The sequence below is a fragment of the Streptomyces sp. DSM 106670 genome (assembly GCF_055792845.1).
In genome coordinates this window covers 7,456,703-7,482,731 of the sequence record NZ_CM147704.1, presented here as the reverse complement: position 1 = coordinate 7,482,731, position 26,029 = coordinate 7,456,703, and the positions used below count along the sequence as shown (strand labels likewise).

The 26,029-nt window shown below is 71.3% G+C and carries 26 protein-coding genes; 14 read left to right on the top strand and 12 right to left on the bottom strand.

The features are described 5' to 3' along the window. The first annotated feature begins 37 nt into the window (after positions 1-37). From ACSMXR_RS33125 to ACSMXR_RS33110, 4 genes are read left to right on the top strand one after another with little or no spacing between them, the layout of a single operon-like run. Entirely contained in the window at positions 38-994 is a 957-nt protein-coding gene (locus tag ACSMXR_RS33125) for a phosphotriesterase family protein (RefSeq protein ID WP_473170580.1), read from the top strand. Positions 995-1,019: 25 nt separating this feature from the next. Then, positions 1,020-2,138 carry an aminotransferase class V-fold PLP-dependent enzyme gene (locus tag ACSMXR_RS33120; RefSeq protein ID WP_473172476.1) on the top strand — a complete coding sequence of 373 codons (1,119 nt, stop codon included), beginning with the start codon at positions 1,020-1,022 and terminating at the stop codon, positions 2,136-2,138. A gap of 1 nt (position 2,139) precedes the next feature. Beyond that, positions 2,140-3,303, top strand: coding sequence for an alanine racemase (locus ACSMXR_RS33115; RefSeq protein WP_137228378.1), 1,164 nt, complete (start codon positions 2,140-2,142; stop codon positions 3,301-3,303). Positions 3,304-3,313: 10 nt separating this feature from the next. Then, positions 3,314-4,567 carry a phosphopentomutase gene (locus ACSMXR_RS33110; protein ID WP_376188668.1) on the top strand — a complete coding sequence of 418 codons (1,254 nt, stop codon included), beginning with the start codon at positions 3,314-3,316 and terminating at the stop codon, positions 4,565-4,567. A gap of 42 nt (positions 4,568-4,609) precedes the next feature. Here the strand turns inward: ACSMXR_RS33110 and ACSMXR_RS33105 are convergent, their stop codons facing one another. The 9 genes from ACSMXR_RS33105 to ACSMXR_RS33065 form a co-directional block, all read right to left on the bottom strand. Continuing rightward, positions 4,610-6,325, bottom strand: coding sequence for a SpoIIE family protein phosphatase (locus ACSMXR_RS33105; protein ID WP_473172475.1), 1,716 nt, complete (start codon positions 6,323-6,325; stop codon positions 4,610-4,612). 182 nt (positions 6,326-6,507) lie between these two features. Continuing rightward, positions 6,508-7,125 carry a hypothetical protein gene (locus ACSMXR_RS33100; RefSeq protein ID WP_240805767.1) on the bottom strand — a complete coding sequence of 206 codons (618 nt, stop codon included), beginning with the start codon at positions 7,123-7,125 and terminating at the stop codon, positions 6,508-6,510. A gap of 65 nt (positions 7,126-7,190) precedes the next feature. Beyond that, complete coding sequence (locus tag ACSMXR_RS33095; protein WP_473170579.1) at positions 7,191-7,760, bottom strand: hypothetical protein; 570 nt, start codon at positions 7,758-7,760, stop codon at positions 7,191-7,193. A 139-nt stretch (positions 7,761-7,899) separates the two neighbouring features. After that, positions 7,900-8,775 (bottom strand): phosphogluconate dehydrogenase C-terminal domain-containing protein, encoded by an 876-nt coding sequence (locus ACSMXR_RS33090; protein WP_473170578.1) that lies wholly within the window; start codon positions 8,773-8,775, stop codon positions 7,900-7,902. After that, entirely contained in the window at positions 8,772-9,584 is an 813-nt protein-coding gene (locus tag ACSMXR_RS33085) for a sugar phosphate isomerase/epimerase family protein (RefSeq protein WP_473170577.1), read from the bottom strand. The genes ACSMXR_RS33090 and ACSMXR_RS33085 overlap by 4 nt, the downstream gene beginning before the upstream one ends. Further along, complete coding sequence (locus ACSMXR_RS33080; RefSeq protein WP_473170576.1) at positions 9,584-10,360, bottom strand: triose-phosphate isomerase; 777 nt, start codon at positions 10,358-10,360, stop codon at positions 9,584-9,586. Before ACSMXR_RS33080 ends, ACSMXR_RS33085 begins: the two co-directional genes overlap by 1 nt. Further along, positions 10,360-10,920, bottom strand: coding sequence for a ribose-5-phosphate isomerase (locus ACSMXR_RS33075; RefSeq protein WP_473170575.1), 561 nt, complete (start codon positions 10,918-10,920; stop codon positions 10,360-10,362). The genes ACSMXR_RS33080 and ACSMXR_RS33075 overlap by 1 nt, the downstream gene beginning before the upstream one ends. An 11-nt stretch (positions 10,921-10,931) precedes the next feature. Next, complete coding sequence (locus tag ACSMXR_RS33070) at positions 10,932-12,677, bottom strand: dihydroxyacetone kinase family protein (protein WP_473170574.1); 1,746 nt, start codon at positions 12,675-12,677, stop codon at positions 10,932-10,934. Beyond that, a complete protein-coding gene (locus ACSMXR_RS33065) occupies positions 12,674-14,038 on the bottom strand; it encodes an MFS transporter (RefSeq protein WP_381792991.1) in 1,365 nt (454 codons plus the stop codon). The genes ACSMXR_RS33070 and ACSMXR_RS33065 overlap by 4 nt, the downstream gene beginning before the upstream one ends. Positions 14,039-14,272: 234 nt before the next feature. On the opposite strand from ACSMXR_RS33065, the gene ACSMXR_RS33060 reads away from it, so the two are divergent. The 9 genes from ACSMXR_RS33060 (at position 14,273) to ACSMXR_RS33020 (ending at position 22,301) form a co-directional block, all read left to right on the top strand. Then, complete coding sequence (locus tag ACSMXR_RS33060) at positions 14,273-15,061, top strand: FadR/GntR family transcriptional regulator (protein ID WP_473170573.1); 789 nt, start codon at positions 14,273-14,275, stop codon at positions 15,059-15,061. A gap of 63 nt (positions 15,062-15,124) precedes the next feature. After that, the gene (locus ACSMXR_RS33055; RefSeq protein ID WP_473170572.1) at positions 15,125-15,949 is read left to right on the top strand and encodes an IclR family transcriptional regulator; all 825 of its coding nucleotides are present in this window, start codon (positions 15,125-15,127) and stop codon (positions 15,947-15,949) included. 201 nt (positions 15,950-16,150) lie between these two features. Next, the gene (locus tag ACSMXR_RS33050; RefSeq protein ID WP_137228396.1) at positions 16,151-17,044 is read left to right on the top strand and encodes a substrate-binding domain-containing protein; all 894 of its coding nucleotides are present in this window, start codon (positions 16,151-16,153) and stop codon (positions 17,042-17,044) included. Next, positions 17,034-17,159: a hypothetical protein gene (locus ACSMXR_RS33045; RefSeq protein ID WP_276609127.1), complete on the top strand. Its 126-nt coding sequence runs from the start codon at positions 17,034-17,036 to the stop codon at positions 17,157-17,159. The genes ACSMXR_RS33050 and ACSMXR_RS33045 overlap by 11 nt, the downstream gene beginning before the upstream one ends. Before the next feature lie 205 nt (positions 17,160-17,364). Then, positions 17,365-18,390, top strand: a complete 1,026-nt coding sequence (locus tag ACSMXR_RS33040) for an ABC transporter substrate-binding protein (RefSeq protein WP_137228398.1) — start codon at positions 17,365-17,367, stop codon at positions 18,388-18,390. A 7-nt stretch (positions 18,391-18,397) separates the two neighbouring features. Beyond that, entirely contained in the window at positions 18,398-19,273 is an 876-nt protein-coding gene (locus ACSMXR_RS33035; protein WP_240805769.1) for an ABC transporter permease, read from the top strand. Beyond that, complete coding sequence (locus tag ACSMXR_RS33030) at positions 19,270-20,004, top strand: ABC transporter ATP-binding protein (RefSeq protein WP_218523946.1); 735 nt, start codon at positions 19,270-19,272, stop codon at positions 20,002-20,004. The genes ACSMXR_RS33035 and ACSMXR_RS33030 overlap by 4 nt, the downstream gene beginning before the upstream one ends. 99 nt (positions 20,005-20,103) lie before the next feature. Next, complete coding sequence (locus ACSMXR_RS33025) at positions 20,104-21,009, top strand: ABC transporter substrate-binding protein (protein WP_473170571.1); 906 nt, start codon at positions 20,104-20,106, stop codon at positions 21,007-21,009. Between the two features lie 107 nt (positions 21,010-21,116). Then, the gene (locus ACSMXR_RS33020; RefSeq protein ID WP_364887120.1) at positions 21,117-22,301 is read left to right on the top strand and encodes an MFS transporter; all 1,185 of its coding nucleotides are present in this window, start codon (positions 21,117-21,119) and stop codon (positions 22,299-22,301) included. Between the two features lie 171 nt (positions 22,302-22,472). Here ACSMXR_RS33020 and ACSMXR_RS33015 read toward each other — a convergent pair whose 3' ends face one another. Then, a complete protein-coding gene (locus ACSMXR_RS33015; protein ID WP_137228406.1) occupies positions 22,473-23,090 on the bottom strand; it encodes a TetR/AcrR family transcriptional regulator in 618 nt (205 codons plus the stop codon). A 542-nt stretch (positions 23,091-23,632) separates the two neighbouring features. On the opposite strand from ACSMXR_RS33015, the gene ACSMXR_RS33010 reads away from it, so the two are divergent. After that, positions 23,633-24,544, top strand: a complete 912-nt coding sequence (locus ACSMXR_RS33010) for an SDR family NAD(P)-dependent oxidoreductase (RefSeq protein WP_473170570.1) — start codon at positions 23,633-23,635, stop codon at positions 24,542-24,544. A 76-nt stretch (positions 24,545-24,620) separates the two neighbouring features. Here the strand turns inward: ACSMXR_RS33010 and ACSMXR_RS33005 are convergent, their stop codons facing one another. Together ACSMXR_RS33005 and ACSMXR_RS33000 are read right to left on the bottom strand one after the other, a co-directional pair. Then, positions 24,621-24,761, bottom strand: coding sequence for a hypothetical protein (locus ACSMXR_RS33005; RefSeq protein ID WP_240805770.1), 141 nt, complete (start codon positions 24,759-24,761; stop codon positions 24,621-24,623). 269 nt (positions 24,762-25,030) lie between these two features. Beyond that, positions 25,031-25,975, bottom strand: a complete 945-nt coding sequence (locus ACSMXR_RS33000; RefSeq protein ID WP_170994385.1) for a LysR family transcriptional regulator — start codon at positions 25,973-25,975, stop codon at positions 25,031-25,033. Positions 25,976-26,029 lie beyond the last annotated feature (54 nt).

The window sequence follows — 26,029 nt, the reverse complement described above, 5'->3', positions numbered from 1 at the left end:
ACCACCGGCACCCGCACGTACCGGAGAAGGAACCGTCATGAACCACCCCCCACCACGCACCCTGCGTACGGTCACCGGCAGCCTCGCCCCCGAGGCGGTGCACGGCCCGGTCCTCCCCCACGAACACCTCGTCCTCGACCTCGACCGGGCCGGGGACGGGGCGGCCGTCCTCGACCCGGAGCGCCATGCGGCGGCCGTCACCGGCGAACTGCGGGAGCTGCGACGGCGCTTCGGTCTCGCCCTGGTCGTCGAGCTGACGTGCCGGGGCATGGGCCGCGACGTCACCGCGCTGGCGCGCTTCTGCCGGGAGACGGGCGTGCCCGTCGTCGCCGCGACCGGCTGGTACTACGAGCCGTTCCACACCCCGGAGATCGACACCGCCGACGTGGAACAGCTCACCGCCCTCCTGGTCCGCGAGATCGAGGACGGCGTCGGGGCCACCGGCATCCGCCCCGGTGTCCTCGGCGAGATCGGCAGCCACGGCGACGTACCGACGGCCGCCGAGACGAAGGTGCTGCGGGCCGCCGGCCGGGCCGCCGTGGCGACCGGGCTCCCGCTGGCCACCCATGCCCAGCTGGGCCGCGGCGGGGTGGCCCAGCTGGAGCTGCTCACCGGCGAGGGGCTGGCCGCCGAGCGGATCTGCGTCGGCCACCAGGACCTGCTGGACGACCCCGGGGTGCACCGGGAGCTGGCCGCACGCGGTGCGTACGTCGCTTTCGACACCGTCGGCAAGGAGTCCTACCAGAGCGACCGCACCCGGCTGCGGCTGCTGACGGCGCTGATCGAGGCGGGCCACGCGGACCGGGCCCTGCTCAGCTGCGACATCTCACGCCACGGCTACCTGCGCGCCGAGGGAGGGCAGGGTTACGGGCATCTCTTCGAGGGCTTCCTGCCCGGGCTCCGGGCGGCGGGCGCGGACGACGACCTCGTCGACCTGCTCACCCGCCGCAACCCCCTGCGCTTTCTCACCGGCGCGAACGTGGAGGAGAACTGACGTGGAACCCCCCGTACCAACTGACGTGGAACCCCCCGTGCTGCCCGAGACCTTCCCGCTGGCGACGGTCCCCCTGGAGGAGGCGGTCGCCCGGCAGTTCCGGCTGCTGGAGGCCACCGCGGCGCACTTCGAGGGCGAACAGCTCTTCACGGCCGACGCCGGTGTGGTCCCCGGGCCCGGCCGGCCGCGTACCACCGCCCGCGTCGAGGCGGTGCTCGCGGACTTCTTCGGCGCCGAGGACGCCGCCCTCGTGCAGGGGGCGGGCACCGGCGCGATCCGGGCCGCGCTCACCGCGGCCGTCGAGCCGGGCGAGGAGCTGCTGATCCACCGGGCCCCGGTCTACCGCACCACCGCCGTCACCCTGCGGGGTCTCGGCGTACGGACCGTGGAGGTGGACCTCAACGACCTCGGGGCGCTGCGTACGGCGCTCGCCTCCGGCCGGTTCCGCTGGGCCGTGGTCCAGCACACCCGGCAGCGGCTGGGCGACTCCTACGATCCGGGCGAGGTCATCACCGCCTGCCGGGCGGCCGGGGTGCGCACGGTCGTCGACGACAACTACGCCGTCCTGCGCACTCCGGCGGCCGGCGTCGAACTCGGCGCGGACGCCTCGTGCTTCTCCCTGTTCAAGCTGCACGGACCGGAGGGCGTCGGCGTCGTCGTCGGCGCCGGGGACCTGATCGCCCGGGTGCGGCACGACAACTACTCCGGCGGCGGGCAGGTCCAGGGCCATCAGGCGCTGGACGCGCTGCGCGCCCTCACCCACGTCCCCGTGATGTGGGCCGTGCAGTCCCGGGTGGGCGCCGAGGTGGCCGAACGGCTGGCCGCCGGGGAGGTGGAGGGCGTCGCGGAGGTACGGATCGCCAACGCGCAGGACCGCTGTCTACTGGTCCGCCTCGACCGGCCGGTCGCCGCACGGCTCCCGGCCGCGGCGGCGGAGTTCGGCGCCGCGCCCTATCCGGTCGGCTCCAACTCCCGCTACGAGATCGCTCCGCTCTTCTACCGGATGTCCAGCTCCTCCCTGGACGACGCCCCGGAACTGGCCGACTGGACCGTACGCATCAACCCGATGCGGGCCGGCGCGGATCTCGTCATCGACATCCTGCGCCGCTCGCTCGCCGCTCTGAACGAACCGAAGGGCCGCTGACGTGTTTCTGGACACCGTGCTCCACCGCAACCCCGGACTCGCCGAAGCGGCGGCCGGCCTCCACGAGAGGGGGCACATCCCGCCGGACACCTATGTCATGGACCTCGACGCCGTCGAGGAGAACGCGGCGCTGCTGGCCCGGGCGGCCGACCGCTCCGGCATCGGACTCTGGTTCGTCGTGAAGCAACTGGGGCGCAACCCCGAACTCATCCGGGCGGTGGCCCGGCACATCCCCCGCGCGGCCGCGATCGACGTCACCGAGGCGCGGACCCTGCACGCCTCCGGGGCGCTCCTCGGCAACGTCGGTCATCTCAGCCAGATCCCCCGGCGCGCGCTGCCCGGGATACTCGCTCTGCGCCCCGAACGCGTCACGGTCTTCGACCTGGCCAACGCGCGCGCCGTGGCGGAGGCCGCCCGTGCGGCGGGCCGGGTGCAGGACGTGCTGATCCGGATCGAGGGCGCCGACGGCACCGTCTACCCCGGTCAGGAGGGCGGGGTCCCGCTGGAGCGCCTCGATGCCTTCGCGGAGGCCGCCGAGGGCCTGGGCTCGCTCCGGATCGCGGGCGTGACCGCCTTCCCCTGTGTGCTGTGCGATCCCGCCACCGGCCGCCCCGCCGGAACCCCCACCTTCGACCTGGCGCTCAAGGCCCGCGAGGTGCTCGCCGCCCGCGGCCATCACGGTCTCGAACTCAGCGCACCCAGCGCCACGTCGGCCGCCTCCCTCCCGCTCCTCGCCGAACGGGGGGCCACCCACGGCGAACCGGGTCATGCCCTCACCGGCACCACTCCCCTGCACGCCCTCGATCCGGCGCAGCCCGAGAAGCCCGCCTACGTCTACGTCACGGAGGTGGCCCACACCCTCGACGACGGCCGCCCCGCCCTCTTCGGCGGCGGCTTCTACGCGCGTTCCCACATCCGCAGTGCCCTCCTTCCCCGGACCGGCGCCCGCCTCGGCGTGCAGGACGCGCCCGCCCGGAACATCGACTACTACCGCCTGCTGGACGCGCCCTCCGCCTCCACGGACGTCCGTGTCGGCGACACCGCGCTGCTCGCCTTCCGTACCCAGATCTTCGTCACCCGCTCGACCGTCGCCGTCGTCTCCGGCCTGTCCTCCGGCGCCCCCCGGCTGAACGGTCTCTACGACGCCCAGGGCCGGGCCCTGTAAGGAGCACCTCATGGCCAGGACCGTCATCGTCGTCATCGACGGATTCGGCATCGGCGCCATGCCCGACGCGGGTGTGCTGCGCCCGGGCGACCTCGCGGCCGACACCTGCGGGCACGTCCTCGACCACGCCCGCACCGCCTTCGGCCGGCCCCTGCGCCTGCCGGTGCTGGAGGCGCTGGGCCTCGGGCTGGTCCACGAGCATCCGGACCTGGCCCGGCGCACCGGGCTCCCGGTGGCGGCGGGGCGGGCGGCCCTCGGCTATCCGGGCGCGGACACGTTCGCCGGTCACCAGACCATGATGGGCGCCGACTTCAGCCGGGTGGCGGTCGCCCGGCTCGGCGACCATCTGGAGGAGGTGGCCGGAACGCTCACGGAGGCCGGGCACCGGGTGGAGCGGCTGGACAGCGGGCCGGTGCTCGTCGTCGACGGAGCGGTCCTGGTGCACGACAACCTGGAGGCCGATCCCGGTATCAACTGGAACGCGTCCGGCGCACTCGACGACCTGCCCTTCGAGGGCCCCGGCGGCATCCTGGCCATCGCCCGTACCGTGCGCGCGGTGGCGCCGGTCGCCCGGGTCATCGCGGTGGGCGGACACGCGGACGGGCCCCTGTCCCGCTTCGTCCGGCCCGGCGACGGCGGGACGGTCGGCCTGGACACCCCGGCCACCGGCTTCTACCGCAACGGCGGACTGCGCGTCCAGCACCTGGGCGCCCCGCTCGACCACACCCGCCAGCTCCCCGAACTGGCGGCGCGGGCCGGCATCCCGGTCACCCTCGTCGGCAAGGCCGCCGACATCCTGGTGTGCGAGGGCGCGGCCCACCGCCCGGCCGTGGCCACCGCCGACGTCCTGGCGGACACCCTGGAAGCCGTACGCGCCGACGGCGACGCCCTGGTCGTCGCCAACGTCCAGGAGACCGACCTGGCAGGCCACCAGCAGGACGCGACCCGGTACGGGCAGCTCCTGGAACAGGTCGACGCCGGGCTGGCCGGACTCGTGGCGCTGCTGGCGACCCCCGGGGACCGCCTGATCGTCACGGGCGACCACGGCAACGACCCGACGATCGGCCATGCCCACCACACTCGGGAGTACGTGCCGGTGCTCATCCACCGCCCCGGCGAGGAGGGCGTCGAGCTGCTCCCCGACGCGGACAGCCTGGCCGATGTGGGCGCCACCGCGGCCCTTTCGCTGGACCTGGCCCCGGAGGAACTCGCGGCCGGGACTCCCCTGCACACGGGCAGGCGTGCGCCGGTCCTGCGCCCGTAGGGCTCCGGCGCGGGGCAGCGGCAGGGGCACGACGGCTCGGTGTCAAGGGTGACGACGTGCTCCGTCACCCTCCGGCCCGGCCCGCAGGGCGATGACGGCGATGTCGTCCCGGCGGTCCTGGACGGGCGGCAGAAGGCCACGGATCAGGGCCGGCAGCGACATGCCCCGGCCCACCAGCGCGTCGGTGCATGCGCGCAGCCGGCGGAGGTTGTCCTCGATGTCGGTGTCGGGCGTCTCCACCAGCCCGTCGGTGTAGAGCACCAAGGTGTCGCCCTCCCGCAGAACCGCGCCGAGGGTGGTACGGGCGATGGTGTCGGTGACGCAGAGAGGCGGGTCCGGGGCCGTGAGGCCGTGCAGGTACCGCGACGGCCCGACCGCCGGGATCAGCAACGGCGGCGGGTGTCCGGCGTTGGACAGGGAGATGTGCCAGCCGCCGTGCGCCCGGCGACGCATGACCGCGTGCACCGCCGTGATCATCGACGGGCTGTCGAGCGCCTGCACGATGTGGTCGAGCCGGCTCAGGGTGGCCGCCGGGCTCGCGGCGGGGCCGCTGTCGTAGGCGAGTCCTCGCAACAGGCTGTTGACGCGGCCCATCGCGGTCGCCGCGTCCAGGTCGTGGCCCGCGATGTCGCCGATGGACAGAGCGAGGGCGTCGGCCGAGAGCCTGACCGCGTCGTACCAGTCGCCGCCGACCTCCGCGGCCGAGTCCGCCGGATGGTAGAGCGCGGTGATGGTGAGGCCGTCGACGGAGGGCGGGGCCGCCAGGAACGACTGCTGGAGCGCCAGGGCGCTGTCACGGATGCTCTGCAACTCCATCGTCCGGCGCAACGGCCCGCTCATCTGCTGGAAGACGTCCCGCAGCAGGGAGAGGTCGGTCTCGTCCGGGGGCGGGTTGCCCCGGCAGGTCGCGACGGCCGCCAGCGCGACGGCCCGGCCGTCCACCACCACGGGCAGCAGGGCCACGCCGGTCGCCCCGGCCTCTCGCAGCCACCGTGCCGAGGCGTCCGAGATCCCGTCGGCGGGCGGCCCGTCCGGAGGAAAGACCAGCAGGAGCGCCTTTTGGCTGTTGATGGCCCGCTGGGCGACGGGACCGAGCAGGAAGTCATCCTCCAGAGGAGGCAGGGGAGGCAGCCCGGGGGCGATTCCCACCCGCTCGGGCGATGCCGTGGTCGTCAGGCCCTCGGCGGGCCGCGTCCCGGCCTCGACCCCGTCCCGTACACGGAAGACGGCCACGGCATCGGCGAGTTCCGGCACGACGGCCGACGCCGTCGTCAGGAACGCCTCTGACAGTTCCTGCGCCGCGGGCACCGCGGCCATGCGGGCCAGCAGTTTCTCCCGCACCCGGGTCCGCCACTGCTCCTCGGCGTCAGTGGCGGTTCCGACCCACTCGTCTCCTTCGTCCTGATGCAGAACAGGAGCGGCAATGATCTTGATATGCCGAAAACTGCCGGGGTCGCCCTCAAGCCTCACCCGCACGACCTCGTCGAGGGGGGAGCGCTGCCGGACGGCCCTGCGCCAGGCCCGCTCGAACCAGCCCCGGTCCTTCGGGTGCACAGCGTCCATCCACGAGGCGCCGCTGCCGGGGCGCCACAGCTTCTCGGCGAATCCACCGCCCGCCAACAGAGTGACGACGCCGTCCGAGGACATCGCCCACACCGATTGGGGCACCGCTGCCATGAGCGCCTGATAGCGCCTGAGGAGCCGGTCGTCCTCGTCCACCGCCGCCTCCTCCGCCGCACCGCCTCCGCCCTCGACCATGAAATCGGCGCTCACGCCATCACCTACACATGATGACCCATATCCGCTCAAGCACCATTTTTCCGCACACAGTGCTTTCCTCGGTGAGCAACCGGACAGCATCCTCGCGGTGTGCGCCCCGGCAGAAAGCCGGCCGCCCGGCCCTGGCTGTCCAGGACCGGGCGGGCGGGATCGCGGCCGGGTCAGCCGCAGTGCTCGGACTTCTCCTGGTCGGTCATGGCGCGGGTGTGCTGGGTCTTGGTGCTCGACGCGTCGGGCAGCGGTCCCGTGGCGTCGAAGGGCACGTACCAGTAGTAGTGGCCGTAGAACCGGTCCGGGAAGTGCAACTCGTACGTTCCGCGCACGCGCTGCATCCGTGCCTCACGCGTCACCCAGCCCACCTCGCCGGGGCGCACGCTGACCGTGGTCATCTCCGACTCGGTGTGCGAGCTCTCCCAGGTGTGCTGATAGGTGGTCTGGACGCTTACCTTGAACACCTCGGCGAAGCCGTAGTCCACGGACAGCGACACACCGACGCTGTTCGACTCGCTGGTGGTGTCCGACCAGGTGACGGAAGAACTCTGGTTGTCCTGGGTGCAGTTGAAGGCGCTGTCACCGACCTGATGGCTTTCGCCGGTGAACTCCTCCAGGTCGCCCTCGGGGTGGAACACGCAACTGTCGGTGCCGTTGTCGCACTTGTCGAGCAGTTCGCGGATGGTGGGCTGTTCCTCGGCCTGTGCGGCCGCGGGCGCCGCCAGGGCCGCGCCGGCCATGACGGTCAGGGCCGCGAGGAACACGGACATGCGGGCAGGTGGCTTCATGCGAGTCTCCGCGTGTGGGGGGATGGCTGTTGCCTGAGTCTTCGAGCGCCGGGTGGGGCCGGCGGTCAGCTGAAGCCGATCGACTGGGTGCGGTCGTTCATGACCGATCCGATCGCCGGGCTGTTCTCCTTGAACGGGCCGTCGCGGTCGCCTCCGAGTCCGGGCTCCGGATAGAGCCAGAGCCAGCACTCGGCCCAGGGCTGAACGGAGGAGATCCGGTTCTTCCACTCGTCCGGCAGGTCGTACTGGTAGTCGACCCATCCGTCCTTCTCGCACGGCCCGGAGCCCCAGATGGTCAGGGACGAGCCCCGGTACTGTTCGTCCTCGAAGAACGTGCCCTGGATGACGTCGTCGGCCTTCAGGGACCGGAGGTCCGCACGGAAGGCGCCGTCGCCGACCGCAGCGCTCGCGGAGGCCGGAGCATCGGCGATCTCACCCCCGGAGGCGGCCTCGATCGCCCCGGTGAAGGTCCGGTAGCACCTCTGCTCCCCGCTGCCCATGTCCAGCACGCAGTGCTTCGCGTGACTGGTGGAGGCATCCGCGGGGGTGGCCTCCGCGGAGGGGATGGCCGCTGTGGTCGCCAGCACCAGCGCTGTGATCAGCGTGCCCGGAACACTCACTGCTCGTCTCGTCATACGTGGCCTCACTTCCGCTGTCGAATACGCCACTCCTGCCTCTTGCCGCACACAGCACGCGCAAACCCCTTCGCTTCCCACAACTCGCCCCGCTCTGACGCTTGTTGACGAAGCGAATGCGAGGTGGAAGGTTCGCGGGTCAGCGGCGGATCTCCTTGATCTTCAGCATGCGCGTGATGACCCGGTCCAGCTCTTCGTCGTCGAAGACCTTCTTCCAGTCGTCGCGGACGATCGACTCGCGTCCGTAGTCCATGGCGATCAGACAGGCGTCCGAGAACGGGTTCGAGCCCTTGAGGGTGTTGGCCAGCGCGACCTGGGTGTGGCCGAGCAGCATGGCGCGGGCGGCCTTCTCCGGTACGCCGACGGTGTGGACGGTCTCGTGGAGGGCTTCGGTGAGCAGCGCGCCGACCATGCAGGCGATGGTTTCCACCAGGGTCGGTTCCAGGACGGCGAGCTGCTTGACGGTGACCCAGTGCACGTCGATGACCGGCGCGTACATCTGCCGGATCACGGACTCGGCCAGGTCCTGCTTGGCCTGGTCCCCGCCCTCGTACGCGGCGACGACTTCCTGCGGCGCGGCGATGCCTCCGAAGGTGTCCTGCCACTCCTCCTTGGTCGTGCGCTCCAGGAAGACCGACGGGTGGCAGGGGTGGGCGCAGGCGTAGTGGATGTCCTCGCGCTCCAGGAGCAGTCCGGCGTACGCGGCGGCCGGGTCGAGCGTCAGGACGACCGTTCCGGGCCTCATCAGCGGGACGAGCTGCTCGGAGACAGCGCCGAGGACGATGTCGGGAACCGCGAGGATCACGACGTCGGCGTGGGCGGCCGCGTCCGTGGACTCGGTGAGGGTGCGGCCGAGTTCGCGGACCAGCTGCTGCCCCTGGGGCGATGCCTCGCTGAACAGGACCTGGAAGTCGCTCTTCACCAGGTTGTCGGAGACCCTGCGGCCCATCTTGCCCGCGGCCCCGATGACGGCGACGGTCACGGTGTCGGGCATGGTGTCGTTCTCGGTGGTCATGACGTGCTCCTCAGGAGTGTGCTGATACTGGTGCGGGTCCACTGCTCCTCCAGGCGGGCGGTGGTCGCGAAACCCTCGCTCTGCCAGGGGAGCCAGTGCTCCACGATCTGGTTGATGCGGTCGGCGTCGGGCCGGGCCCGGCGGACGGCGGCGATCATGCCGTCGTAGTCGAGGAGGCCCTCGCCGAGGGGGCAGCCGGCGTACGTGAAGCCGACCCAGCCGTCGCGCCGGGTGAAGGCGAAGTCCTTCACGTGGATGTTGACGACGTACGGGGCTGTGGCCCTCACGACGTCACCAGGGCGCTCCAGCCGCGCGACGCTGTTGCCGGGGTCCAGTACGACGCCGAGGTTCCGGCTGTCGACCGCGCGGACGACGTCGAGCAGGTCGTCCGTGGCGACCTGCTCGTAGGTCTCCAGGCCGAGCGTCACGCCGCGTTCCGCGTACTGTGCGATGGCCGGGCGGATCAGATCCGCGGCTTCCTCGGCGCCCGGCCGGTGGTCGGGCGTGTGCAGCATGGAGCGTACGAGGCCGGCGTCCAGCTCGGTCGCCAGATCGAGGTAGTCGAGCAGGTGCGCCGTCCGTACGCCCCGAGTGCCCAGCTCCAGACGCAGGCCCAGATCCCGCGCGGCGGCGCGGATGTCGGCGAGCTGTGCGCGGCCCCAGGATGCGACCTGCGGGTAGTCGCAGATCTGGAAGACCTGCCCGCCCTGCTGCGCGGTGTCCTTCAGCATGTCGAGGAGGGACAGGGGGCGCGGCGCGCGGTCGGAGATCCGCCAGAAGTAGGCGTAGGTGCTGATGCCGTAGGCCATCAGGCCACCGCCGTCCGCTGCTGCTGGACCTCGTCGAGGATGGTCTCGACCTGGGCCGGGTCGTGGGCGAAGCGGCCCAGGAAGAGTCCGTCGGCGGCGCCGTCGAGACCGCTGAGCAGCCCCGGGCCCGCGCTCCCGCCGTAGATGACGTGCGATCCGGCGTGTTCGGGCCGGCCGGCGAGCCAGTCGCGCAGGGCCGTGCAGACGGTGGCGATGTGCTCGGTGGAAGCGGGGCGTGGCGTGCCGATGGCCCACTGCGGTTCGTAGGCGAGGATCACGGCGCCGGTGAGGCCGGTCAGCAGCCGTCCGGCCTCGGCGACGGTGCGTGCGGCGGCTTCGTCCGGGTCCGTACGGTCGCGTTCGCCGACGCAGAGGACCGGGGTGAGCCCGTTGCGCAGGGCGGCGGCGGCCTTGGCGGCGACGAACGTGTCTCCTTCCCCGTAGAGGCGTCGGCGTTCGGCGTGGCCGACCTCGGCGTAGCGGCAGCCGATCTCCCGGAGCGACGGGCCGCCGACCTCGCCGGTGAAGGCGCCGGAGTCCTCGGTCGCGATGTCCTGCGCGCCCACGGCGATGCCGTACGGCGTGAGGATGCCCGCGGCCGGCACGATGGCCGGGAAGGCCGGCAGGACGAAGAGGCGCGCCTTTCCGGAGGCGAGGGCGGGGTGCCGTCCGGCGGTGTCCGCGATGCGGCGGCACCAGTTGAGGGTCTCGTGGTGTCCGAAGTACATCTTCAGGCTCACCCCGAGAACGGTCGGTGGAGCGGCGGGTCCGGGCATCAGGCGGCACTCCGGGGGCGGGTGGCGGCGGAGGCGCGCGGGGCCCGGTCCGCTTCCGGGAGCTCCTCACCGGAACCGGCCGACGTCTCCTCCGCGGTTTCGTACGCGGTCATCAGCCGCACCTTCGCGGCGGACGGCGAGGTGTCGTCGAAACGGTAGGTGAGCCATTCCGCGGCGAGGCGGCGAGCCAGTTCCAGGCCGACGACGCGCTGGCCGAAGGTGAGCACCTGGGCGTTGTTGGAGAGGACGGCCCGCTCCACGGAGAAGGAGTCGTGCGCGGTCACCGCCCTGATGCCCCTGACCTTGTTCGCGGCGATGGCGACGCCCAGGCCGGTACCGCAGACGAGCAGCGCCCGGTCGGCCTCGCCCCGGGCGACCCTTTCGGCGGCGGCGATGGCGACCGTCGGATAGGCGGTGTGCCCGTCGGCGTCCACACCGACGTCGATGACCTCGGCGACCAGCGGACTGGCCTCCAGGTCGCGCTTGAGTGCCTGCTTGTAGTCGTGGCCGGCGTCGTCGGATCCGATGACGATACGCAACGGGCTGAGCTGGTCGGTCATATGACTCTTCCTCAGTGGTGGTGGCGCAGAACGCCGTGGACGGCGCGGGTGATGAGAGCAAGGGAGTGCGCGCCCGCGTCAGGTGTGCCGAGCGACTTCGCGGCGTGCGGGCGGGCCCGGCCCTTGAGGGGCAGCAGGCGCGCGGTGGCCTCGGCGGCGGCTTCGGCCGCGGCTGCGGCCCGGCCCCAGGCGTCGGGCAGCGGAGCGCCGCCCGCGACGGCCTCGGCGAGCGTGTCCGCGAACGGTACGAGGACATCGACCATGGTCTTGTCGCCCACCTCGGCACCGCCGAGGCGGCGTACTTCCGCGGAGGCCCCGACGACGCCTTCGGCGACGCGGAGGGCCGTCGGCGCCTCCTGGTCGCCGAGCGCGGTGGACAGCGACCGCAGCATCGCGCCCCACAGGGCTCCGGAGGTGCCGCCGGCCCGGTCGGCCCACGCCTCCGCGGCCCGTTCGAGTACGGTGCCCGCGCCCGCGCCGCGGCCGTGGGCCTCGGCCGCGGCGCGGCGGGCCGCCGAGGAGCCGCGGCTCATCCCGATGCCGTGATCGCCGTCGCCCGCCACCGCGTCGATCCGGCCGAGTTCCGCCGCGTGTTCCTCCACGGTCGAGGCGAGCGCGTCCAGTGCGGCGAGGACCGTGGCGGTGGCGGCGCGGGAGGCTTCGGAGGAGACCGGCACGGGGTCGGTGCCGTGGGCGTCGTCCGCGTCGAGGCGCACGGCGAGGGTCTCGGAGGTCCGGGGTGAGGGAGACGGAGATCCCTTGCGGTGGGCCGGGGTGTCGACGGGGGCTCGCCAGTACCGTTCCAGGCGTTCGTCGAGCCAGGTCAGGGTGAGGGAGACGCCCGCCATGTCGAAGCTCGTGACGAGTTCGCCGACCTCGGGGTCGACGATCTCGACGCCGGCCCGGCCGAGCAGGTCGGCCACCGTGCGGTAGACGACGAAGAGTTCCTCGTACTTGACCGAGCCGAGGCCGTTGAGGATGACGGCGGCCCGCTGCCCGCGGGGGCCGGGCACGTCTTCGGGTATCTCCTCCAGGAGACGGGCGACCAGCAGCCGGGCGGCGTCGTCCGCTCTCGGCAGGGGTTCCTCGCCGATGCCCGGTTCACCGTGGATCCCCAGACCGACGGCCATGCGCGCGTCGGCCACGGTGAACAGCGGAGCGTCGCCGCCGGGCAGGGTGCAGCCGGAGAAGGCGATGCCGAAGGAGCGGGTGCGGGCGTTGGCGTGCTCGGCGACGTGGACCACCTCGGTCAGCGGCAGCCCTTCCTCGGCCGCGGCTGACGCTGCCTTGAACACCGGCAGGTCGCCCGCGATGCCGCGGCGTTTGGCGCGCTCGTCCGGTCCCGCGCTGGCTATGTCGTCGGTGACCGCGAGGGTGCGGGCCTCCACGCCCTCCGCGTTCAGGTGCTCGGCGGCCTGCCCGAAGTGCAGGACGTCTCCGGCGTAGTTGCCGTACATCAGGAGCACCCCGGCACCGCCGTGCGCGCTCCGCGCCACGGACCGGATCTGCCGGGCCGAGGGGGAGGCGAAGACGTTGCCGACCGCCGCGCCGTGGGCCAGGCCCTGGCCCACCAGCCCGGAGAACGCCGGATAGTGGCCGGAGCCGCCGCCGATGACGACGGCGACCTGGCCGTCGGGCGTACCCCCGGCGCGGACGACGCCGCCGCTCACGGGGCGGACCCAGCGGTGGTGGGCGGCGGCGAAGCCTTCCAGCGCCTCGTCGGCGAAGTCTGCGGGGTCGTTGTACAGGCGGGTCATCGTGCGGCCTTTGCGGGGAGGGGGGTGGCACCGGGGGGTTCGTCGTCACGGTGGCGGGCGGAGATCCAGACCATCAGGGCGGCGGACAGCAGCATGAAGAAGCCGACCAGGTAGAGCGGTACGTAGTAGGCGCCGGTCCAGTCCTTCAGCCAGCCGGTGATGTAGCTGGACGCGAAGCCTGCGATGTTGCCCGCCGTGTTGATCAGGGCGATGCCGACGGCCGCGGCCGCACCGGTCAGGAAGCGCGACGGCACGGACCAGAAGACCGGCAGGGCCGCGAAGATCGAGCAGGCGGTGACGGTGATGACCGCGACCGTCGCGGTCGGGGAGCCCATGAAGAGGGCCACCGGGATGGAGAGACCGCCGACGACGGCCGGTCCGGCCACATGCCAGGTGCGCGTGCCGTGCCGCGTGGCGTGCCGCGTCCAGAAGTAGAGGACGACCGCCGCGGGGAGATAGGGGATGGCGGTGATCCACGCCTTGTCCATCACGCTGAACGTGGTGCCGTACTGCTCCTGGAAGCCGTTGATAATGGTCGGCAGGAAGAACGCCAGGGCGTAGAGGCCGTACACGAAGCCGAAGTAGACCAGGGCGAGGACCCAGACCCGGCCGTTGGACAGGGCCGCCCTGAGGTCGCCCTTGGCGTGCCGGCCCTCGTGGCCGGTCTTGTGCGCGTTCTCGGCGGCCAGTTCACTTTCCAGCCAGTCGCGCTCGGCGGGCGTCAGCCACTTGGCGTCGGCCGGCCGGTCGATCAGGTAGAACCAGGCGATGACGCCGAGCAGGATCGCGGGCAGCGAGACGAAGAGGAACATCACCCGCCAGCCCTCCAGGCCGAACAGACCGTGGCGGCCGATGAGCCATCCGGCCAGCGGAGCGCCGAGGACCGTGGTGAGCGGCTGGGCCAGGTAGAAGAGGCCGAGGATCTTGGTGCGGTGCCGTGAGGGCACCCACTGGCTCAGGAAGAGGATGGCCCCGGGAAAGAAGCCGGCCTCGGCGACGCCCAGCAGGAACCGCAGCACGTACAGCTGGTCGGAGTTCTGCACCCAGGTGAACAGCAGCGACACCACGCCCCAGGTCACCATGATCCGGGCCAGCCAACGGCGTGCTCCGAAGCGGTGCAACGCCATGTTGCTGGGAATCTCCAGCACGATGTATCCGAGGAAGAAGATCCCGGAGGCGAATCCGAACTGTGCGGCGGTGAGGGCGAGATCGTCGCCCATCCCGTTCGGCTCCGCGAAGGAGACCGCGGTGCGGTCCAGGTAGTTCACGAAGAACATCAGTGCCACGAACGGCACAAGACGGACCGAGACCTTCTTGATGGCAGTTCTCTCGACTGCCGTGGGATGCGCGGCGGCGCCCATGGCGACTCCTCGGCTCGCCCGGACAGCTCCGTCCGGGGTGGATCAGACCGGTGCTCCGTCCCGACGGGGCACTGGCTGGATTTCCCTCACGCTAAGTCCCCGTTTCAAATTGGTCACCAATTTACCAGAGTGGCGAAAGTAACAGAATTACCTCCTGCCGTGATCTTGACAGCGACCGAAGCTTCCTTGGGGAAAGGTGTGGTGGGCAGGTCGCGGAGATCATCTGGTTGACTGGTGACCGTGACCAGTCAGCCCGGCCATGACCCCGTCGCCGCCCCCGACCTCGCGCAGCTCCTGCGCCCGGTGGTACGCGAGTCGTCCGTCAGCGAGGTGGCCAAGCGTCTTCTCGACCATCTGTCGGCCGGGGACATCAGGCCGGGGACCCGGCTTCCCGCGGAACGTCAGCTGGCCGAGGCGCTCGGAGTCGCCCGTTCCAGCGTGCGCGGGGCGCTCTCCGCGCTCGACGTGCTCGGCATCATCGAGATCAGGCCGGGCTCGGGGTCCTACGTCAGGGCGGGCACCTCGGAGTTCCTGCCCCGGGCCATCAACTGGGGCCTGATGCTCGGCCAGCGGCGCACCCAGGACCTCGTGGAGGTGCGCACCTACCTGGAGGCCGTCTCGGCACGGCTGGCCGCGGAACGCGCCGACGACGACGACGTGGCACGGCTGGAAGCACACCTCGGCCATATGCGCGACGCCGGTGACGTCACGGCTTTCATCGACGCGGACATCGCCTTCCATCTGGAGTGCGCGCGCATCGCGCAGAACAGCGTCCTCAGCGACATCCTCCACAGCATCCGGGCGCTGCTCCAGGTGTGGATGGAACGCGTCAGCGACATCGAAGGCACCGTCAGCGGCACCCTGTGCGAGCACGACGCGGTGCTCCGGGCGATCCGCGAGCGCGACCCGGAGGCCGCGGATCGCGCCATGGCCGAGCACATGCGCATGGCGAGCGCCCGCCTCCAGGCGTCCATCACCCCGGAAGCCGCCCCCGAGCCGCGAGGGGCCGAGCGCTCCGAGTAGCGGCCCTCCCCGGCACCCACGGGAGGGAGGACAGCCGGTGAGGCACCGGGTTAACGTCAGCGGATGAGTTCCGAGACCTTCGCCGCCTCCGTCGCACCCGAACCGGCCCCATCTGGCCGCAGCGGCGGAGTCCAGTCCGTGGCCCGAGCGGCCCGTCTGCTCAGCGCCGTCGTGGACAGCCCGGCGGGGGCGACTTTGACCGAGTTGGCGAAGACCACCGGGCTCAACGTGAGCACGGTGCACCGCCTCCTGAGCACCCTGACCGCAGAGGGCCTGATCTGCCGGTCTTCGGAGAGCGAGCGCTTCCTTCCCGGCCCGGTACTGCTGCGGCTGGGCCGGCGTTCCCTCTCCTCCAGCGGCCTGCCCGATGTCACCGCCGTACTCAAGGAACTTGCCGACCTCACCGGGGAGACGGCCAGCGTCGGCATGCGGCGGGGCGAAAGTGTCCACACACTCATGAGCGTGCAGTGCGAGCAGCCGCTGCGATACCTGGGCGAGCCAGGCCGCGCCGTACCGCTGGGAGCCTCTGCCATGGGGCTGGCCATCACGGCCTTCGACCCCGCCTCACCACTCGGGCAGCCCCCCGGTACGCCGCCGGACGCCGAAGACGCACAGGCTGCGGCGCGGGCCACGTGGTCGCTGGAGGTGGATCTGCTGGCCGCTCGGTTCAGGGGCTACACCGTCTTCGAGGAATCGGACGGCAGCGGTCTGCGGGGGGTGGCCGCACCCGTGCAGAGCGGGTCGGCGTACGTCCGGCTGGCGGTGGACGTCCAGGGGCCCGCGAGCCGTATGACGGACGACCGGCTCCCTCAGTTGGGAGCCGCGGTGACGGCCGCTGCGGAGAGTCTGCGAGGGCTGCCCGTCGCGCTGGCCCTCGGGCAACTCTGAGCCTCCGCCGCCATCAAGCTTCCGATGTTGCGCCCCTGCGGCGGATCCACCTCAACCTCCGCGCTTTGCGCGTAGCGGAAGCCGTTCGCGCATCATGAAATTGACGGTTGACGCTGCGTGTTCGCTCCCTCTACAGTCAAACCCAACGCGCTTCGGCCACGACGACGAGAACCAGCCAGCATGGAGACGAGGAGGCGGGACATGGCTACGGTCCACGGCGACCCGCTGGTCATCTCCCGCAACCATCCCGTCTTCGACCTTCCGGAGATCGTCGCCGTGGAGCGCGGCCTCTTCGCCCGAGCCGGTCTCGACGTCCGGTTCGCCGACGGCGACACCCATCGGCGCAGCGAGTCGAGGGATCCGATCGCCCGCCGCAAGGAAGCCCTCTTCGAGGCCGAGCGGGCCGACCTGTACAACCTCTGCGAATGGGGCGGAATCGACCGTCTGGAACGCAACACCCGCGGCGGGTACATCGGTTACCTCCGCCCTGCCGTAGTCGCCCAGGCCCTGGTGAGCTTCGACCCCGCGCTCAACGAGCCGCACGACATGAACAACGTGCCCGTCGGCGTCAACGAGTTCACCGGCTCGCACTACACCGCCCTGCACCTGCTGGAAGGCACCGTGCCGCGCGAGCAGATCAAGCTGGAGCACGCGGGCCCGCCCGCCGCCCGGCTGGAGGCCGCCGCCCGCCGTGAGCTGCCCGCCGTCATGCTGATGGAGCCCTTCCTCAGCCTCGCGCTGGAGCGCGGCGCCCATCTGCTCGGCTGCTACTTCTACCGGGGAGCCCAGGTGGTCGCCCCGGGGCTGCCCCCGGAGCGGATCCGCGACTTCATGACGGCGGTCAACACGGCTGTCGACCTCATCAACGCCGACCGGTCCTCCTTCTCCGACCGTATCGTCGAGGAGACGGGCGGGGAGCTCCCTGCCGAACGGCTCCGCAGCGAGTACCACCGCTTCACCCACGCGGAGCCCTACACCGAGAAGCGGTTCACGGAGAGCTACGCCTGGATGAGGTCCTGGCAGCTCACCGACGGCCGCAGCGGCTACGACACCCTTCTCGCACTGCGTGAGGGAAGGAACGCCCATGCCGGCTGAGCACGCGCGCGCTCCCCGCCTGACGCGCCGCTACCACCTGGACCTCTGCCACCTCGCCGGCGGGCTCTGTCCGGCCGCATCCGGTACCTCTTCCCGTACCCGCACCGCCCGCTGACCCTTCGCGGACCGCGCTGCCCACCCGGCCGACCGAGCTCTGCTCGCCGTCAGGCCCCACGCCACCATGCCCATGGCGGGCCCCATCGTTCTGCCCGGCGCCTTCCCTTGTACGCGGGAGGGCCGACGCCGCCTTCCCCGATCCGCCGCACCGCCGTCGGCCCGGCCCGCCGTTCCCGTACGCCGTGCCCTTCAGGAGATCCTCCATGCCCTCCGTGCACCCCTTTTCCCAGCCTCTGAGCCGTCGGCGCCTGCTGCGCGCCGGCGGTCTCGGTCTGACAGCCGCCGCTCTCGGACCACTCCTCACCGCCTGCGGGGACGACCCCGCCACCGGTGGCGGCCGTCTGTCCGCCAAGGTCGAGGACACCCAGGCGGGCACCGCGGGCGCGGTCATCCGGCCCATCAGCGAGAAGGAGAAGCTGCTCGGCGGGCTGAACCTCTCCTACGTCGCCGGAACCGGCCCGGGAGACGTGCAGAACAAGCTGCTCTCAGGAGCACTGGATGTCGCGTCCATGGGCCCCATCGGCGCGGCCGTCGCGTTGGAGGCCGGGGCGGACGTCGTGATCTTCTCCGCCAGCCTGGCCAACCACGTCCGCTGGCTGGTGCCCGAGAACAGCCCCTACCGGACGATCGAGGACCTGCGTGGCAAGAAGGTCGCCACTCCGCCCAAGAACAGCGATGCCTACCGCTCGACCCAGTTGTCCGCCGCCGTCAACGGAATCGACTTCGAAGCCGAGTACCGGGCCCACCCCGGGGCGGTCCTGGCCGGTCTGGCGCTCTTCGAACGCGGGGACGTCGACGGCATCATCACGATCGAACCCAACGCCACCCGGCTCGTCGCCAAAGGCGCCAGGCAGCTCTCCACCATCACGGAGCTGTGGCGCAAGGGGACGGGATCGGACGCCCCCCTCCTGCTGAACGGCCAGGGCGCGCAGCGGAAGTGGGTGGAGAAGAACACGAAAACGGCCACGGCCCTGGCCGCCCTGCGGCTCGGCGCGCACCACCACATCGCCGATCGCCCCGAGGTACTCGCCGAACTCCACGAGGCCTACGGCATCCCGGCCGCCGAGAAGCGGGCCATCTCCCTGCTCCCCGAACGACTCGCCGGAATCTACCCCCAGGAGTGGGACGAATCGTCGTTCGCCAACCTGCGCGAGCAGCTGAAGGTCGCCGCGCGCACGGGACTCATCACGTCCGTCCCGGACCAGGCCGTCTACCGCTCACTGGGGTGAACCGCACGTGACATCGCACCTGTTGAAGACCCCGCGGCCGGACACACCGGCCGCCCCGGCCGGCCGCACCGACAGCGGGGACGCCACGAAGGCCACCGGTCGGCCGGGCCTTTCGTGGGCGGGCCGGTCGGCCCGGTCCGTGCTGCCCGTCGTCGCCTTCTTCGCCGTGCTCATCGGAGGGTGGCAGCTCCTTGCCCTGCGCGTGGACAGCCCCTTGATGCCCGGGGTGCCCGCTGTCCGGGACGCGCTGGTGTCCGCGGCGGGCGACCCGCTCTTCTACGAGTCGCTCGGCGTCACGGTGCTCCGGGTTTCCCTCGGCTTCCTCCTGGCCTTCGCCGTCGCAGTGGTCGTGGGCATCTCGATGGGCCGGGTGGAGTTCGTACGGCGGTTCTTCGAGCCCGCCGTGCTGATCGGCCTGACCGTCCCGGGGCTCGTCTGGGCGCTGCTGTGCGTCATGTGGTTCGGCATCTCGCTGACCAACCCGGTGGTGGCCGTGGCTCTCTCGGCGGCGCCCGCGCTGACGCTGAACATCTATCAGGGGACCCGCGCCATGGACGGCGACCTGCGCGAGATGGCGTACGTCTACCGCTTCCCGACCCGGTACAAGCTCCGGTTCCTGTGGCTTCCCGCACTGCGCCCCGCCCTCTTCGCGGGAGCCAGACTGGGCCTGTCGCTGTCCTGGAAAGTGATCGTCCTGGTGGAGATGTTCGGCATGTCCAGCGGCATCGGATACCAGCTCAACAACCAGTTCGCCGCTCAGGACGTCGCCTCCGTCCTCAGCTGGACCCTGTTGTTCGCGGCGGTCATGGCCGTACTGGAGTACGGCCTTCTGCAAGGACTCGAAAGCCGGTTGAACCGCTGGCGGAAGGTGGCGGCCGTATGACCACGAAGAGCGCGCGCATCGTCCTGGACGATGTGTCCAAGAGCTTCACCACCGGCCGGATCGGGCAGCGGGAGTCCGTCTTCCGCGGCTTCGGACTGCGGGTCGAGGAGGGGGAACTCGTCGCGGTCGTCGGTGCGTCCGGTACCGGCAAGACCACGCTCCTGCACCTGGTGGCCGGGCTCGAACGACCCGATCACGGACGTGTGGACACGGGCGGGGCAGGACGGGGGCGGCTCGGCGTCGTCTTTCAGCAGCCCCGGCTGCTGGACTGGGTCACCGTACGCCGCAACGTCGAACTGGCCTTGCTCAGCGCGGGGCTCGACCCGGCGGCCGCACTCCCGGCCCTCGCGGACGTCGGCCTGGCCGACTACGCGGACCGCTACCCCTCGGTGCTCTCCGGCGGGCAGCGCCAACGTGCGTCGGTGGCCCGCGCGTTCGCGGTGGAACCGGACCTCGTGCTGCTGGACGAGCCGTTCAGCGCCCTGGACCAGCTGACGGCCAGGCGGCTGCGGCTGCTGCTCCAGGACCTGTGGACCGCGAAGCCCCGGACCGGGCTGCTGGTCACGCACAACCCGCTGGAGGCCGCGTTCCTGGCCGACCGGGTGATCGTCCTCGACGGCCGGCCGGCCGTGATCCGCGAGGAGTTCACCGTCGACCTGCCGCGTCCCCGCCTGCCGGAGGACCCCGCAGTCTTCGCCCTGCACAGCCGCATCCTCGCCGGTCTCGGCTGATCGCCCGGTCCCCTCCCGCCCCCGCACCACTGCGCGGAACACCCGCGCGGTCCCTTCGCGGGCCCCATGGCCCGCCCTCACAGATGAAAGGCACCGACCATGACATCCAGCAAGAAGATCACCATGGAGACGCTCTCCCTGGTCTTCTCACTCCCCCAACTGGTCGCGAAGGAGGAGGGCTACTACGAGGAGGAAGGACTCGACGTCGACTTCGTACCCAAGGGTTACGAAGCCTCCATCACCTTCCTCGACGACCACGAACTGGTCAGCTCGTTCGGTACCGTGCGCTCGAACTTCGAGAGCGGCGACGCCTCGCTGTACCGGGCCTGCGAATGGGGACAGATCCGCCGCTCCCACGACACCGAGGTCGGGGGCCGGGTCGTCGGCAAGCGCGCCGCCGTCGGCAGCCAGGCCATCTTCGTGCGGCCCGACTCCTCCGCCGTCCACCCGCAGGATTTGGCGGGCGAGGCTGTCGCGGTCAACTTCCACCACGGCTCCCACTACCTCGCCCTCCAGGCACTGGAGGGATTCCTGCCGAGGGAGGAGATCAAGGTGGTCCACGTCGGCGGACCACAGCAGCGGTTCGAGGCACTGCGTGACGGGCTGGTTCCGGCGGCGGCACTGATGGAGCCGTGGATCACCGTGGCGCAGAAGCAGGGCTACCAGTTGCTGACGGAGGCCTTCTACGTCGGCTCGGAGATCGCCTCGCCCGATCTCGACGCGGACACCTACGAGGCGCTCAACCGCGCCGTGGTGAAGGCCGTGCACAAGCTGAACGAAGACCCCTACCCCTACCTGCACCACCTCATCGGCGAAGTGCCCGCGGAGATCGATCCGGACCTCAAGCCGGAGGACTTCGCGCGGTGGCGCCTGCGGTTCGTCGAGCCTGCACCGTACCCGCAGGGGCAGTTCCAGCGGACCTTCGACTGGATGCGCGGCTGGAACCTGATCAAGGAGGACGGGTCCTCCTACAACTCTCTCGTCGACAACCTCCTGTCGGCCTGAGCCACTCGCCGCGTGCGGGGCGTACGGCGCCGGAACCGCCGTACGCCCCGCACGCGGCACAGTATGCCGTCCCCTTTTCTGCCCCGTCTGCCGACAGAGGTCCGACTGTGCGTGAGTCCCGGGTGTGGCCCCTGTACGTGGGCGGGTTCCTCGGCCCCTACGGCAGCACCATGGTGACGCCGATCGTCCACGAGGTCTCCGCCGGCCTGAGCAGTACACCGCAGGTCACCGCCGGAGCCGTCACCGCGTACATGCTCCCGTTCGCAGCACTGATGCTGTTCAGCGGCACCCTCGCGGAACGCTGGGGCCGCGGCCGCGTCCTCCGGGCGGGAACAGCAGGGCTCGTGGTGGCCACGGCCCTGTGCGCGGCGGCGCCGACGATCGAACTGTTCCTCACCGCCCGCGCCTTGCAGGGCGCGGCCAACGCCTTCACCACCCCCCTGCTGATGGCCGCCATCTCCGACCTCGTCACCGGGCCGAGGCTGGCCCGCTCGCTCAGCTGGTTCGCCGCCGCTCAAGCCGCCGGGCAGGGCATGAGCCCGCTCTTCAGCGGGGTGAGCGCGTCCGTCCACTGGCGCCTGGCCTTCGTCGTACCCGGCCTGTGCGGGCTACTGCTGTGGTGCCTTCCGCCGTCCTCGTCGGCCACGCGACGCACCTCCCCCCGTCCCGTCTCCTGGCGGTCGCTCGCCAACCGACGACTGGCAGTGGCCTGCGCCATATCGTTCCTCTGCTACCTGGCGTCGGTCGGGTTGACCGTGATGGTCGTCCTGCGCGCCCGGGAGAGGTTCGCCCTGGGCCCCATGGAGATCGGCCTGCTGAGCTCGGCCTTCGGGATCGCCGGCATCTGCGCGGCGCCGGTCACGGGACGTCTGCTCGGGCGGAAGGGCCCCCGGGCCTTCGGGACGGCATCCAACGTCCTGCTGGCCGGCGGCCTGCTCACCGTCGCGTTCGCGTCCACGCTGTGGGCCCTCCTGGCGGGAGTGGCCCTTGTCGGCTCGACGGTGACCGGACTCCGCTCCGTCACCAACACACTGGCCGTCACCAGCGCACCCGACAACCGGGGAGGCGCCGCGTCCCTGGCGCTGTCCGCCCAGTTCTTCGGCGGCGCGGCGGCGGCCCCCCTCTGGCTGCCGCTCTACCACGCGTACGGAAACCTCGGCTTCGCCGCAGCAGCCATCGCCCCCATCGCCGCGATCATCGTGCTCAGGACAGCGCTGGGGAAGCCGGCGAAGGAGACGACCGGCATCGCAGATCGGGCCGGTCCTCACCCGCACCCCGACGCGATCCGTTGATCGCCCGCCGTATGCAGGCGCCCCCACCCCGTCCGTACCGCTCCCGTAGGCCCCACCCGGCTCACGCCCTGCCGGATGCCTTCCCGCCCTGCCGGATGCCTTCCCGCCCCGTCCGCCGCGGGGAGCACCATCGACCGGGGCGCAGAAGCTGGGTGCAATCTTCCGGATCGGTCAGCGCGGCTCCGTCGGGCGGGCGCCTCGCAGGAACTGTGTCACCGCGGTGCCCACCAGTCCTTCGAGCCGTGCGGGCTCGATCATGCCGCTGTTGAGCATGGACGTGATCCCCAGGACGGTCGCGTAGATGATGAGTCCGATGTCTTCCGGGTCATCCCCTTCCAACTCGCCGCGCTCCTGGCCCTCAGCGATCAGGTCGCCGATCTGGCCGAACGCCGCGGCGGCCGCCTCGGTGACCGCCGCCGCCCCCGGGCGGTGCTTGCTGGAGTTCATCAGCCCGGTCAGCGCCGCGTTCTCGGTCGCGAACCGGACGTAGGCAGACGCGAACGCGTGCAGGCGGGCGGACAGGTCGTCACCGTCGTCGATCCCGTTCACCGCGGCCCGCAGCTTCGAGCCCAGGCGCTTGAAGCCCGACTCGGCGAGGGCGTCGAGCAGCGCGCGCCGGTCCGCGAAGTGGCGTCGGGGCGCCGCGTGACTCACGCCGACGTCTCGTGCCAGGTCCCGCAGGGAGAGCTGCTCGACCCCGTGCGCCCTCAGGCTGCGCTCCGCCGCGTCGAGCAGGTCCGTGCGGAGATTCCCGTGATGGTAGGGCCGCCGCCCGGTGGTGTCAGGCATGGGAGCAGCCTACCCAACCCGATGTTTCCATTGACAACAATGTTGCCAATGCCTACTCTCGCGGCATGTTCCAGATTCCCTCTCGCCGACCTCTCCTCCGTACGGACCTCCACCCACGGTCTCCCCGGCCCCTTCGACGTGCTGGTCAACAACGCAGGTCTCTTTCTGCGGCCGCTCTCCCGGACCGCGGACGGATTCGCATCGCGGTTCCGGACCGCCCGCCCGGACCACTTCCACCTGACGAACCTGCTCCTCCCGCACATCAGGGAGCGGGGCGTCACGGTGGCCTCGCTCGGGCACCGGATCGGATCCCCGGCCTTCTCCGACCTCCGGTGGGAACGAAGGCCCTACCGGCCCAACGGGGCCTGTCGCATTCCCGTTCGACCAACCTCCTGTTCGCCGTCGAGGGTGCCCTGCCCACCCTGCACGCCGCACGGCAGCCCGGTGGCACTACGGCTGTGGGAGGGACCGGCGAAACTGACCGGCTCGCGCTTCCCCCTGGGCGCATCCACGCCCCCGGCCTCGTGAAAGGACCCGTCTCCGTGCTCCGCCCATCGAAAAACGCGCGGAAAAGCCAGCGGAAGAACCCCCGGAATCGGGACGAACTCGCCGTCGTATCCGGTGCCTCGTCGGGCATCGGAGCCGCGACGGCGCAGGCTCTCGCCGCGATGGGCTACCACGTCCTCGCCGGGGTACGCACCGACAGCGAGGCCGACGTCGTCCGGGCCGACGGCATCGAACCGGTCACCTTGGACATCACCGTCCCGGAACACCTCGACGCCCTGGCCCGGCGGATCTCCGACGACCCCGAACGGCGCGTCCTGCGCGTCCTGGTCAACAACGCGGGGATCGAGATCAACGCCCCCGTCGAGGTGCTCCCTCTTGCTCTGTGGCGCGAGCAGTTCGAGGTGAACCTCTTCGGCCACATCGCCGTCATCCAGAAGCTCCTGCCCTTCCTGCGGCGGAGCCGGGGCAGGATCGTCAACATCAGCTCCGTGGGCGGGGTGGCCGCACTGCCCGTCTTCGGGGCGTACGCGGGAACCAAGTTCGCCCTCGAAGCCGCCAGCGACTCCCTGCGCCGTGAGGTCTCGGCGCAGGGAGTGCAGGTGGTCGTCGTCCAGCCCGGCGGCGTCCGGACCGATATGGCCGCCCGCAGCGGCGACCTGTCTCTCGAACTGGCCGCCGCGATGAGCACCGAACACCAGCGTCTCTACAGCCACCTCGTCAACGCGACCGTGGCGTCCAACACAGCCTTTCTCCAACACGCTCTGCCGGCGGCGGAGGCGGGAGCCAAGATCGCCAGGATGGCGACCACGCCCCGCCCGCGCGCTCGCTACACCCTCGGTACGGACGCCGCCTTCATCGTCCCCCTCACACGACACCTCCCGAGCCGGCTGGTGGACGCGATCCTCACCATGAGCCACCGGTCCCGGGCCTCGAAATCCCCTGCGTGACCTTGCGCGTTGCCGAAAGGCCGGCGATCCTGCCAGGGCCACGAGGGCAGCGGACGGGTCTCCACCGCGTCGGCCGTCAGACGTGGTCGCGTCCGCAGTTCGCCAGGGCCAGGCCGGGCGCGCAGAAGGTCGGCGCCCATTCGCCCACGATGCTGCCCCACCGGTCGGCCCGCGCCGTACCGGCGGGCTCGCCCTTGAGCGACCCGTACCACCGCATGGCGGACGGACCGATCGAGACGAACGCCGCCGTGCGGGCGCGGTCGGTCTACAGGCCCTTCGCATGCAGCAGCTTGACGACCATGGCCTTGCCTCCGGGGGCGACGGTGTCGGAATGCGGCCCTTCCCCTCCCCCCTTTGCTCCGTCACAGCGAGCCAGCGATGCGGGCCGCGATCCGCTGGGGCCGGTCGGCCCTGCGCTTGCGGATGGCAGTGCGCAGCAGGGACCGGCGTGCGAAGAATGCGCTGGGCCGGGTGAGGCGCTTCGTGTCAGTTGCCTTCTACCGGTGGTGGTTCTGGGCGGCTGCCCGGTTTCCTTCCGCCGTCGTTGGCCGTGAGCCAGTCGGAGAGTTCGGACATGGCGGCCTTGATCTCGGCGCGGGCGTAGTGGTCGGGGTCCCACCCCGCGTAGAGGGAGATGGTCAGCGGGCGGCCCTCGGCGGCCAGGGGGCGGTCGTACAGGTCGAACTGCGGGTGGTCGACGACGACGCAGACGCCGCGGCCTGCGGCGGCCAGGGCCTGTGCCATCGCCTCAGAGTGTGCTTCGAAGGCCGGGCTCAGAGGGATTCCCTGTTCGTACAGCGCCGTGTCGAGGGCGCGACGTACGGCACTGGTCCGGCTGCTGACGATCACCGGGTGGTTCAGCAGGGCCTCCAGTTCCAGGCCGGTGCCGCTGTCCGCCTCCGGTCCTGCCGCTCCGGCCAGGGGATGCGCCGGAGGCATCTGTACGGTGAGCCGACGTCCCTCGCCGAGCCGCCGGGCTGTCATGCTGCCCGGCGGCGGGCTGGTGGAGATGCCGATGTCGACCTCACCGGCCCGTAGGCGGTCCCAGACCTGATCCGGTTCACATCCTCGGGCGTCGGAGAAAGGGCCGCCGAGTTCGGCGACGAACGGTGCCACGACGTGGGTGATGGTGGAGGCGGGGCAGGCCACACGGAACGGCTGGGAACTCTGCCCGGAGACCGTGCGCAGGAGTTCGGTGCCCCGGGCCGCGCGGAGCGTGAGATCGCGTGCGACGGGGACGAAACGCCGACCGGCCGCTGTGAGCTGCACCCCTGAGGTGGTTCGCCTCAGCAGCTCCGCTCCCAGCTCCCGCTCCAGGGCTCGCAGCTGCCGGGAGACGGATGGCTGCGCCACCCGTACCCGCGCGGCCGCTGCCGTCATCGAACCGGTGTCGACCACAGCGAGAAAGTAGCGCAGTACGCGTAGTTCCATGGCGACTCCGTCATGCCTCGAACGTATGGCAGTGCAGCTTAGAAGGAACTGGAC

Coding starts and splice junctions, on each gene's coding strand:
- ACSMXR_RS33125 (WP_473170580.1), top strand. CDS start 38: ATGAACCACCCCCCACCACGCACCCTGCGTACGGTCACCGGCAGCCTC.
- ACSMXR_RS33110 (WP_376188668.1), top strand. CDS start 3,314: ATGGCCAGGACCGTCATCGTCGTCATCGACGGATTCGGCATCGGCGCC.
- ACSMXR_RS33105 (WP_473172475.1), bottom strand. CDS start 6,325: ATGGTCGAGGGCGGAGGCGGTGCGGCGGAGGAGGCGGCGGTGGACGAG.
- ACSMXR_RS33100 (WP_240805767.1), bottom strand. CDS start 7,125: ATGAAGCCACCTGCCCGCATGTCCGTGTTCCTCGCGGCCCTGACCGTC.
- ACSMXR_RS33095 (WP_473170579.1), bottom strand. CDS start 7,760: ATGACGAGACGAGCAGTGAGTGTTCCGGGCACGCTGATCACAGCGCTG.
- ACSMXR_RS33090 (WP_473170578.1), bottom strand. CDS start 8,775: ATGACCACCGAGAACGACACCATGCCCGACACCGTGACCGTCGCCGTC.
- ACSMXR_RS33085 (WP_473170577.1), bottom strand. CDS start 9,584: ATGGCCTACGGCATCAGCACCTACGCCTACTTCTGGCGGATCTCCGAC.
- ACSMXR_RS33080 (WP_473170576.1), bottom strand. CDS start 10,360: ATGCCCGGACCCGCCGCTCCACCGACCGTTCTCGGGGTGAGCCTGAAG.
- ACSMXR_RS33075 (WP_473170575.1), bottom strand. CDS start 10,920: ATGACCGACCAGCTCAGCCCGTTGCGTATCGTCATCGGATCCGACGAC.
- ACSMXR_RS33070 (WP_473170574.1), bottom strand. CDS start 12,677: ATGACCCGCCTGTACAACGACCCCGCAGACTTCGCCGACGAGGCGCTG.
- ACSMXR_RS33065 (WP_381792991.1), bottom strand. CDS start 14,038: ATGGGCGCCGCCGCGCATCCCACGGCAGTCGAGAGAACTGCCATCAAG.
- ACSMXR_RS33055 (WP_473170572.1), top strand. CDS start 15,125: ATGAGTTCCGAGACCTTCGCCGCCTCCGTCGCACCCGAACCGGCCCCA.
- ACSMXR_RS33050 (WP_137228396.1), top strand. CDS start 16,151: ATGGCTACGGTCCACGGCGACCCGCTGGTCATCTCCCGCAACCATCCC.
- ACSMXR_RS33045 (WP_276609127.1), top strand. CDS start 17,034: ATGCCGGCTGAGCACGCGCGCGCTCCCCGCCTGACGCGCCGCTACCAC.
- ACSMXR_RS33040 (WP_137228398.1), top strand. CDS start 17,365: ATGCCCTCCGTGCACCCCTTTTCCCAGCCTCTGAGCCGTCGGCGCCTG.
- ACSMXR_RS33030 (WP_218523946.1), top strand. CDS start 19,270: ATGACCACGAAGAGCGCGCGCATCGTCCTGGACGATGTGTCCAAGAGC.
- ACSMXR_RS33025 (WP_473170571.1), top strand. CDS start 20,104: ATGACATCCAGCAAGAAGATCACCATGGAGACGCTCTCCCTGGTCTTC.
- ACSMXR_RS33015 (WP_137228406.1), bottom strand. CDS start 23,090: ATGCCTGACACCACCGGGCGGCGGCCCTACCATCACGGGAATCTCCGC.
- ACSMXR_RS33005 (WP_240805770.1), bottom strand. CDS start 24,761: ATGCGGTGGTACGGGTCGCTCAAGGGCGAGCCCGCCGGTACGGCGCGG.
- ACSMXR_RS33000 (WP_170994385.1), bottom strand. CDS start 25,975: ATGGAACTACGCGTACTGCGCTACTTTCTCGCTGTGGTCGACACCGGT.